Below are 9,172 nucleotides of genomic sequence, written 5' to 3' on the forward strand. Positions count from 1 at the left end.
CCCTCCCGAGAGCCCACCCCCGAACCAAAGCCCCGCGCAGCGGCCCCCGCCACTCGGCGCCCCCGCCACCCCCCGCTCGGCGGGGTCCCCGCAGCCGTTCGCGTCCCGGAGCCGGATTGTCACCCGGGCGGAGTAGGCGCAGGCTGGCAGGAGGGCCAGGGAAGCGGCCCGCCCCGGTCGGCCGCGGAACAGATGACGGCCGTCGGTCAGGCACGAGGGGCAGGGCAATGGCACGCGGGAAGCTCTGGGGCTACGTCGCGTCGGGGGCCCGGGCGCTCGGCGCGCTCGGCGGCGCGAACGGCGCGGGCGGCGCCGAACGCAAGGGCGGCGGGGGCACTGCGGAGGGGCTCGGCCCGTATCCGCCGATCTCGATGGCCGGCCCCCGGCCGCTGTCCCGTACGGAGCTGGACCGGCTGAGCTGGACCGGCCGCCAGGCCGGGTGCGAGCCCCAGGCGCGGCACGTGCAGGTCTCCGAGGTGGTCCGCCGGGTGGTGCGCGGCGGCGGCCGGGCGGCGGCGGTCACGCTGCGGCTGGCGCCGGGCCTGCCGGTGGTGGCCGGGGACGCCCGCCGGATGGAGGCCGCGATCGCCGGGCTGCTGGACCACGCGATCCGGCGCAGCCCGTTGGGCGGCCGGGTGCTGGTCCGCGCGGACGTCAAGCGCTCGGGCCCGTCGGCACCGCGCACCGCAACCGGGCGCACCGCAACCGGCCACGGCGTGACCGGACACGGCACGACCGGGCACGGCCGGGAGCGAGTGGAGATACGAATATCCGACCGCGGTACGTACGAGCCGCCCGAGGCCCGCGAGTGGCTGCTGGCGGGCGTGCGGAGCACCGGACCGGTGGGACCGGCGTTGCACAGCCTGGTGCTGGCGGCCGGCGGCCGGCTCGCGGTGGAGCCGACCCCCGGTGGCGGCATGACGGTCGTGCTGCTGCTCGGGGTCGCCTACGACTGAGCCACGCCCCGGCCACCGCCCCAGCCACACTCCCGGCGACCGCCACCGCCACCGCCACCGCCACCCCCGACCGCCCCCGGGCGCCCACCGCACGGCGAACGGCGCGCTCCGAACCTAGACTTGCCCCATGCCCCGGCTCAACGACCAGGTCAGGGAGCTGCTCCAGGAGTACGCCGACCTGATCAACATCACCGGCGGGGACGCCTTCCGGGCCCGCGCCTACGAGAAGGCCGCCCGGGCCGTCGGCGGCCACCCCGAGGACCTGGCCGGTCTGGACGTCAAGGGACTCCAGCAGATCCCCGGCGTCGGCAGATCCACCGCCGAGAAGATCGCCGAGTACCTCGCCGGCGGGAGGATCTCCGCGCTGGAGGCCCTGCGCGCCGAGATCCCGTCCGGCGTACGGGAGATGATGGCCGTCCCCAGCGTCGGCCCCAAGCGCGCCCTCTCCCTCTACCGGGACCTCGGGATCGGCTCGGTGGACGAACTCGCCGACGCGATCCGCGCCGACCGGCTGTCCGGCGTGGCGGGCTTCGGCGAGCGCAGCGGCGAGAAGATCCTGCACGGCATCGAGCTGATGCGGCAGTCCGGCGGCCGGACCCTGCTCGACGCCGCCACCGAGCTGGCCGAGCAGCTGGTCGAGGCGCTGTCCGCCGTTCCCGGCTGCACCCGCTGCGCGTACGCGGGTTCGCTGCGCCGGATGCGCGAGACGGTGGGCGACATCGACGTGCTGGCGACCGCCGCCGACTCGGCCCCGCTGATGGCCGCGCTCACCGAACTCCCGTACGTGGCCGAGGTGATCGGCAGCGGGCCGACCAAGACCTCGGTCCGCACCACCGGGGGGATCCAGGTGGACCTGCGGGTCGTGCCCGAGGAGGACTGGGGCGCCGCGCTGGTCTACTTCACCGGGTCGAAGGCGCACAACATCAAGCTGCGCACGAGGGCGGTGCGGGCCGGCCTCAAGCTCTCCGAGTACGGGCTGTTCGAGGCCGCCGGCGACACCGGCAAGGGCCCGGGGAACGGAAAGGGCCCGGGGAACGGAAAGGCTCCGAGGAAGAAGGAGGAGGGCGCCAAGGTGGTGTCCGCGACCGAGGAGGAGGTGTACGCGGCGCTCGGGCTGCCCTGGATCCCGCCGCCGCTGCGCGAGGACCGGGGCGAGATCGAGGCCGCGTTGAACGGTGAACTCCCGGAGCTGATCCAGGAGTCGGACCTGCGCGGCGACCTCCACACCCACACCGACCTGACCGACGGCCTGGCCACCCTCACCGAGATGGTCGACACGGCGGCGGCCCGCGGCTACTCCTACTACGCCGTCACCGACCACGCGCCGGACCTGGTGATGCAGCGGATGACGGACGAGAAGATGCTGGCCCAGCGCGAGGAGCTGCGCCGACTCGCCGACCGTCACAAGAAGTTGCGCCTGCTGCACGGCACCGAGCTGAACATCGGCCCGGACGGCGGGGTGGACTGGCCGCCCGAGTTCCTGGCCGGCTTCGACGTCTGCGTGGCCTCCGTCCACTCGCACTTCACCCTGGACCGCGCCGCCCAGACCCGCCGGCTGGTCCGGGCCTGCGAGAACCCGTACGTCCATGTCATCGGCCACCTCACCACCCGGCGGATCGGCCGGCGCGGGCCGATCGACGTCGACCTGGACGCGGTGTTCGCGGCCGCCGCCCGCACCGGCACCGCGATCGAGATCAACAGCTCCCCGCAGCGGCTCGACCTGCGGGACGAGGACGTGCTGCGGGCCAAGCGGCACGGTGTGCGCTTCGCGGTCGACAGCGACGCCCACGCCACCGGCCAGCTCGGCTACCCGCGCTTCGGCATCGGCACGGCGCAGCGCGGGTGGCTCACCGTCGACGACGTGGTCAACGCCTGGACGTGGCAACAGTTGAAGCGGTTCCTCCGCAAGGACGCACTACGGAAGTAGTGCCCCGCACTACTTCCGTAGTTGCCGAGCCCGCAGTGCCCCACCCTCCTACCCCCGCCCTCCTACCCCCGCCCTCACACCCCCCGGTCGATTCCCCCGGTCGAAGCCCCCGGCGAGGCCAGCACCCGCGCCGCGCTGCGGTGCCCGAGCCCGGCCGCCAGGTGGAGGTCCCCGGTGTCCAGGAACCCGGCCAGGAAGCCCGCCGCGAAGGCGTCCCCGGCCCCGGTGAGGTCCCGCACCTCGGCGACCGGCGGCACCGGCACGGTGAACAGCCCGTCCCCCGGCACGTCCACGGTGGTCGGCTCGGCACCCGCCTTGGTGACCACCGTCGAGGCCGCCAGCCGGGCCCGCTCCGGCCCGGGCAGGCCGTCCACCAGCAGCCCGAGGTAGGCGGACTCGGAGCGGTTGGCGAACACGAAGGTGGGCGCCAACTCGGCCAGCAGGGCCAGGAAGCGCTCCCGCCCGTACTGCTCCAGCATCCCGGTGGAGGAGGCGTCCACCGAGGTGGTGCCGCCCGCCTCCCGGACCCGGTCGAGCGCGTCGACCGCCGTCCGGCCGACCGGCTCGCCGTCGAAGGAGTAGGCGGGCACGTGCAGGTGGGTCAGTCCGCCCAACCAGTCGTCCGGGACACGTTCCAGCAGCTTGGCGGCGCCGCGGTCGGGCAGCATGGTCCGTTCGCCGTCGCGGTCGATCAGCACCACGATGCTGCCGGTCCGACCGTGCCGCTGCACCCGGACGTCCACGCCGTGGCCGCCGAGTTCGGCCACGATGCCGTCCCCGATGGCGTCCGCGCCGACGCAGCCGAGGAAGCGGGCCGGGTACTGTCCGGCGGCGAAGCAGGCGACGTTGGCCGCGCTGCCGCCGCGCCGCCGGAAGACCTGGGCGCCGGAGTCGGTGCCGTGGCGCAGCGGCCCGTCGACCCAGACCACGATGTCCTCGACGAGGTCGCCGAGCACCCCGAGCACGGGTCAGGCCCCGGCGGTCGCGGCGGCGGACCCGTCGGCCCGGTCGGCCCCAGCAGACCTACCGGCCCGGTCGACCCCACCGGCCCCACCCCCCAGGGCCGCCAGCGCCACCGCGATCTCCCCGCCCAGGCGGACGTTGCCGCGGTAGACCTCGACGTTGACCTCCAGGCTGCGCCCGCCGGTGTCGCGCTGGATGTGGTCGAGCAGGAACGGGGTGGAGGCGTTGCCGGTGATGCCCCGGCGCTCGGCCTCGGCCCAGGCGCGGGCCAGGATGCCGTCCAGCTCCTCCGGCGGCAGCTGCTTGGCCGGGTCGACCGGGTTGGCGATCAGCACGGCCTGCGGCAGGTCGAGCCGGTCGCGGGCGTCGATCACCGCGGCCGCCTCCGTCGCGGACTGCACGGCGAAGTTGATCTCGTGGCCGGAGTCGGTGACGTAGAAGCCGGGGTACTTGGTGGTGCGGTAGCCGATGACCGGGATGTTGAGGGTCTCGAAGCGCTCCAGGGTGGCCCGGATGTCGAGGATGGACTTCACCCCGGCGCTGATCACGGTGACCGGGGTGGCGGCCAGGGTGGTCATGTCGGCGGACTCGTCGAAGCTCTCCGTGGCACCGAAGTGGACGCCGCCGAGGCCGCCGGTGGAGAAGACCCGCACGCCCGCGCGGTGGGCGAGGAAGGCGGTGGCGGCGACGGTGGTGCCGCCGTGCCGGCCGAGCGCGGCGACCACCGGCAGGTCGCGCAGGCTGACCTTGTCCAGGCCGTCGGTGGCGGCGAGTTCGGTGATCTGCTCGGTGCTCAGGCCGACGGTGGGGACGCCCGCGTGCACGCCGATGGTGGCGGGGACGACGCCCGCCGCCCGCAGCTGCTGCTCGGCCTCCAGCGCGACCGCCAGGTTGCGGGGTCGCGGCAGGCCGTGGGTGAAGATCGTCGACTCCAGGGCGACCACGGGACGGCCGTCGGCGACGGCCCGGGCGACCTCCTCGGAGATCTGGATGGCGGGGGTGCTGGCGGGCTGTCCGGTCATGGCGGGAGCTTCCTGTGAGATGCCACTGCGGTGGGGCAACGTGACGCTCAGCGTATGGACGGTTCGGATCGGAAACCAGAATGAGTCCTGGGGTTTCCGATAGCCGGTCAGCTATTGGTTCGCACTAGGATGACCCGCATGGGCTTCACCTTGCGGCAGCTGGAGGTCTTCCTGACCGTCGCCGAGACGCTGCACTTCGGCCGGGCCGCCGAGCGGCTGCACATCTCGCAGCCGACGGTCAGCCAGGAGGTCGCCCGACTGGAGCGGACGGTCGGGGTCGAGCTGTTCGACCGCAGCCGCCGCTCGGTCGCGCTGACCGAGGCGGGCGAGGTGATGGCGACCGAGAGCGCGAGACTCCTGGAGCAGGCCGGCGCGATGCTGGCCCGGGTCCGGCTGCACGAGGAGTCCCGGCTGGGGACGGCCCGGATCGTCGCCTCCCCGAGCGTGGCGAACCGGCTGCTGCCCGCCGTGGTCAGCCGGGCCGAACAGGAGCTGCCCGCGCTCGACACCGCCGAACTCGCCGTCGACACCGGCCAGGTCTCCGCCACCCTGGCCGGCGAACTCGCCGACATCGGCCTCGGCCGCTTCCTGGAGGACGTCCCCGGCTACCGGCTGGAGCGGATCGCCGACGAGCCGGTCCGGGTCGCCCTCGGCCGGGACCACCCGCTGGCCGCCCGGACGACCCTGCGGCTGGCCGAACTGCGCGACCTGCCCCTGCTGTTGTGGCCGCGCGAGCAGCACCCCCGGTACTACGACCACGTGCTCGGCCTGTGCGCGGAGCACGGCGTCGACCCGCCGGTGCTGGTCAGCCCGCCGCGGATCGTCGGCTCCCGGCTCTACCTGCTCGCCCGCAACCGCGCCTTCTCCCTGGTGCCCGGCTCGATGACCGGCCACCTCACCGAGGACGTGGCCACCGTACGGCTGGACGGCCGGGCCACCCTGCCGCTGGAGATGCAGTGGCGCACGGACGACCGCCGCCCCCCGATGGCGACGCTGCGCAACCTGATCCGCCAGGAGGCCGCGGCCCTGGAGGAGTGGTAGCGGCAACGGCCCGCCCCCGTTCCGGGAGGGCGGACCGACGCCCCGCCGGAGGGCCCGAAAGCAACTCTTGACGGTCACATGCCAGCGCCGGAAGGATGCCCGGATCAGCCACCCGGCCCGTCGCGCGCCGACGGGCCGCCCGACCCCGGGGACCCACCTTGGCCCTGTTCCCCCGGCGCTCCCCGCGCCGCCCGCTGCGCCGCCTCGCCGGACTGCTCGGCGCCGCCGTCCTCACCCTCGCCGGCACCCTGACCGCCGCCGCCCCGGCCCACGCCGACTTCGGCCGCGGCTACCACGACCCGGTCACCGCGACCAAGCCGCTCACCCGCCCCGACACCCGCTCCTGCACCGTCGAGGTGATGCACGACCGGGAATTCCGCAACGGCTACGGCAACCCGCCCGACACCCCGTACACCGCCACCCTCACCCCGCCCGCCGACTGCGCCGGCCCCTGGTCCGCCGTGGTCCTCGACCTCCACGGGCAGGTCGCCGGGCGGCAGTTCGACCGGATGTTCAGCGTCCGCGTCGGCGGTGTCGAGGTCCTGCTGTCCTCCACCCCGGAGCCGTCCCCGGACGGCATCCAGTGGAACGTCGAACGCGATCTCACCCGCTACGCCCCGCTGTTCGCGGCCGGACCGCAGCCGTTCTCGCTCGACCTCGCCAACGTCACCGACGCCACCTACACCGGCGTCTACAAGGTCTCGGTCGGCCTGACCTTCTACACCGCGAACGACCGCTGGCCCGCCGCCCACGGCGCCGACCAGGTGCTCACCACCGGCGCGTTCTCGCTCACCCAGGCCGCTCCGGGCACCGCCAAGGACCTCACCTTCCCGCAGAACCTGCAACGGCTGACCGCCGAGGTGTACGCGCGGGGCGGCGGCGCCTGCGAGGAGTTCGCCTACGCCTCCGCGCCGGACGCCTTCGTCGCCGCGAACCCGTCGATCGGCGCCTGCGGCAAGGGCCCGTTCCGCGAACTGAGGCTGACCGTGGACGGCCGGGTGGCCGGCGCCGTCTGGCCGTACCCGGTGATCTACACCGGTGGTTGGGACCCGCTGCTGTGGCGGCCGGTCCCCGGCATCTTCGCCTTCGACCTGCCCGCCTACCGGCTCGACCTCACCCCGTACGTCGGCCTGCTGCTCGACGGGCGCCCGCACAGCGTCGGCATCGCGGTGAACGCCTCCGAGGCGCAGAGCAACGACGTCTGGGCCGGCCAGGTCAACCTGTTCGCCGAGGTCGACCACGACACCGCCCGCACCTCCGGGCAGCTCACCGACTACCGGGTCGCCCCCGAGGCCGCCGTCACCACCCGGCTCACCGACCACGGCGGCGGCAGCGGCGACTGGACCGTCACCGCCGCCCGGCACGACCTGGCCCGCGGCTGGGTGCAGACCTCGCACGGCCGGATCACCACCGAGGTCCGCGACGACCTCGCGTTCAGCTCCGCCCAGCAACTGCGCGACAGCGGCAACGACGTGACGCTGCACAACGGCACCGACCTCACCCGCACCACCGCCACCTGGGGCGGCGGACCGCACCGCACCACCACCGTGCACGAGGGCGAACCGCTGGACGTCACCTACAAGGTGACCCACGACGCGGCCGGGAACACCGACCAGAACACCGCGATGGACCTCGGCTACCACCGCGAGGCCACCACCGCGACCGGCGGCCACGTCACCGGGCGCAGCACGGTGGACCACACCCTGCGGCCCACCGCGACCCGCCACGACGGCGACCGCACCGTCCGGACCGGCAGCAGCACCGAGGACTACCGCAGCACCGGGCCGGACGGGCCGTACCACCGGACGCTGAGCTTCGTCGACGGGTGGCCGAAGCCCTGAGGCACTCCCCCCGAGGCCCCCGAGGCCCCCGGGGGCCCGACTTGCGAAATTCGCCCGATTTCGGACCGTTCACCCCTGGTGCACGGCTCGTAGGAAGCGCATGATGGGAGGTGGACCTGCGAGGTAGCTGAAGGAAGTTCGACCGCAGGAGGCAGTGGCGACAGGTCGAGACGGATCAGGGTCTGCCGCTGGTACTACCTCGGTCGACGATCGAACTACCGGCCGGAGGACGGGATGTCCGGAGGCCACCCCCACCTCGCAGGTTCCGCGCGTCCACGGAGCATCCCCTCGGCCCCGTGGACGCGCCCTCGCGCCCTGCCGCCCGCTACCGCGGCACCGGGTACCCCATCTCCCAGGCGTGCACGGCGATCCCGACCCGGTTCGACACGCCCAGCTTGCGCTGGATGCTGGCCACGTGGGTCTTCACCGTCCCCGCGGAGATGAACAGTTCGGCCGCGATGTCGGCGTTGGTGCGGCCCGCCGCGACATGACCGGCGATCTCCACCTCCCGTTCGGTCAGCGGCACCACCACCCCCTCCGCGGCCGGACGCGCGGGCCGCCGCGGCGCCGTCACGTGCTGGAGCAGCCGCACCGTGACCGACGGGCTGATCAGGCTCTCCCCGTCCGCCGCCGCCCGTACCGCCTCGGCCAGCAGGGCCGGGCCGGAGCGCTTCAACAGGAACCCGGAAGCGCCGTGCCGCAGCGCCGGGTAGACGTACTCGTCCAGGTCGAAGGTGGTCAGCACCACCACCCGCACCGAGCCGGACAGCCGCCTGGTCACCTCCAGCCCGTCCAGTCGCGGCATCCGGATGTCCACCAGGGCGACGTCCGGCCGCAGTTGGGCCGCCAGCTCCAGCGCGGCGACACCGTCCACGGCCTCGCCCACCACCTCGATGTCCGGCTGGGCGTCGAGGATCCGGCGCACACCGCGCCGGACGGCCTCCTGGTCGTCCGCGACCAACACCCGGATCACCCGCGGGCACTCACCGTTCGCACTCGTCACACCGGGCAGTCTCCCGCACCGACCGGCGGGCGGAAAAGGCCGGGAGGGGCCGGGAGGGGCCGAGAGAGGCCGGAAGAGCCTGGGATACGACGGGAGGACGGCGGGTAGGCCGGGAGGCCGGGAGAGGGCGCCGGGAAAGTTCACGCGGCCGGTCCGGCGCGGTTCACCTCCGCCCGGTGAAGCTGACCGCCATGAACGCTTCCAGTGGACGTCCGCCCGTCACCCCCTCCGTCAGCCGGCGCGGGCTCCTGGCCGGGGCGACCGGCCTGAGCCTCGGCGGCGCCGTCTCCCTCTCCGGCGTCGCGGCCACTCCCGCCGCGGGGCGCCCCCCCCCGGGGGGGGGGGGCGGGGGCGCGCGCGCGCCCCCGGCGGGGGGGGGGGGCCGCGCGCGAGGGCGCGGGCGGGGCCCCGCCCGGGGC

At 74.5% G+C, this 9,172-nt stretch carries 7 protein-coding genes; 4 read left to right on the forward strand and 3 right to left on the reverse strand.

Annotation, left to right across the window (positions count from 1 at the left end; genetic code table 11):
- Positions 1-227: 227 nt before the first annotated feature.
- Both ACFWXO_RS26785 and ACFWXO_RS26790 read left to right on the forward strand, forming a co-directional pair.
- Entirely contained in the window at positions 228-956 is a 729-nt protein-coding gene (locus tag ACFWXO_RS26785; protein ID WP_380526605.1) for a hypothetical protein, read from the forward strand.
- A 127-nt stretch (positions 957-1,083) separates the two neighbouring features.
- Complete coding sequence (locus ACFWXO_RS26790) at positions 1,084-2,883, forward strand: helix-hairpin-helix domain-containing protein (RefSeq protein WP_380526606.1); 1,800 nt, start codon at positions 1,084-1,086, stop codon at positions 2,881-2,883.
- Positions 2,884-2,957: 74 nt separating this feature from the next.
- Here ACFWXO_RS26790 and ACFWXO_RS26795 read toward each other — a convergent pair whose 3' ends face one another.
- Together ACFWXO_RS26795 and ACFWXO_RS26800 are read right to left on the reverse strand one after the other, a co-directional pair.
- Positions 2,958-3,848 (reverse strand): carbohydrate kinase family protein, encoded by an 891-nt coding sequence (locus tag ACFWXO_RS26795; RefSeq protein WP_380526608.1) that lies wholly within the window; start codon positions 3,846-3,848, stop codon positions 2,958-2,960.
- A 3-nt stretch (positions 3,849-3,851) separates the two neighbouring features.
- Complete coding sequence (locus tag ACFWXO_RS26800; RefSeq protein ID WP_380526609.1) at positions 3,852-4,868, reverse strand: pseudouridine-5'-phosphate glycosidase; 1,017 nt, start codon at positions 4,866-4,868, stop codon at positions 3,852-3,854.
- Positions 4,869-5,006: 138 nt separating this feature from the next.
- Here ACFWXO_RS26800 and ACFWXO_RS26805 point away from each other — a divergent pair, with 138 nt between their 5' ends.
- Both ACFWXO_RS26805 and ACFWXO_RS26810 read left to right on the forward strand, forming a co-directional pair.
- The gene (locus tag ACFWXO_RS26805; protein ID WP_380526610.1) at positions 5,007-5,909 is read left to right on the forward strand and encodes a LysR substrate-binding domain-containing protein; all 903 of its coding nucleotides are present in this window, start codon (positions 5,007-5,009) and stop codon (positions 5,907-5,909) included.
- 158 nt (positions 5,910-6,067) lie between these two features.
- Entirely contained in the window at positions 6,068-7,750 is a 1,683-nt protein-coding gene (locus ACFWXO_RS26810; RefSeq protein WP_380526612.1) for a peptide-N4-asparagine amidase, read from the forward strand.
- A 325-nt stretch (positions 7,751-8,075) separates the two neighbouring features.
- Here the strand turns inward: ACFWXO_RS26810 and ACFWXO_RS26815 are convergent, their stop codons facing one another.
- Positions 8,076-8,753: a response regulator gene (locus tag ACFWXO_RS26815; protein WP_380526614.1), complete on the reverse strand. Its 678-nt coding sequence runs from the start codon at positions 8,751-8,753 to the stop codon at positions 8,076-8,078.
- Between the last annotated feature and the right edge of the window lie 419 nt (positions 8,754-9,172).

Source organism: Kitasatospora sp. NPDC059088, from assembly GCF_042738155.1.
GTDB lineage: Bacteria > Actinomycetota > Actinomycetes > Streptomycetales > Streptomycetaceae > Kitasatospora.

Coding starts and splice junctions, on each gene's coding strand:
- ACFWXO_RS26785 (WP_380526605.1), top strand. CDS start 228: ATGGCACGCGGGAAGCTCTGGGGCTACGTCGCGTCGGGGGCCCGGGCG.
- ACFWXO_RS26790 (WP_380526606.1), top strand. CDS start 1,084: ATGCCCCGGCTCAACGACCAGGTCAGGGAGCTGCTCCAGGAGTACGCC.
- ACFWXO_RS26800 (WP_380526609.1), bottom strand. CDS start 4,868: ATGACCGGACAGCCCGCCAGCACCCCCGCCATCCAGATCTCCGAGGAG.
- ACFWXO_RS26805 (WP_380526610.1), top strand. CDS start 5,007: ATGGGCTTCACCTTGCGGCAGCTGGAGGTCTTCCTGACCGTCGCCGAG.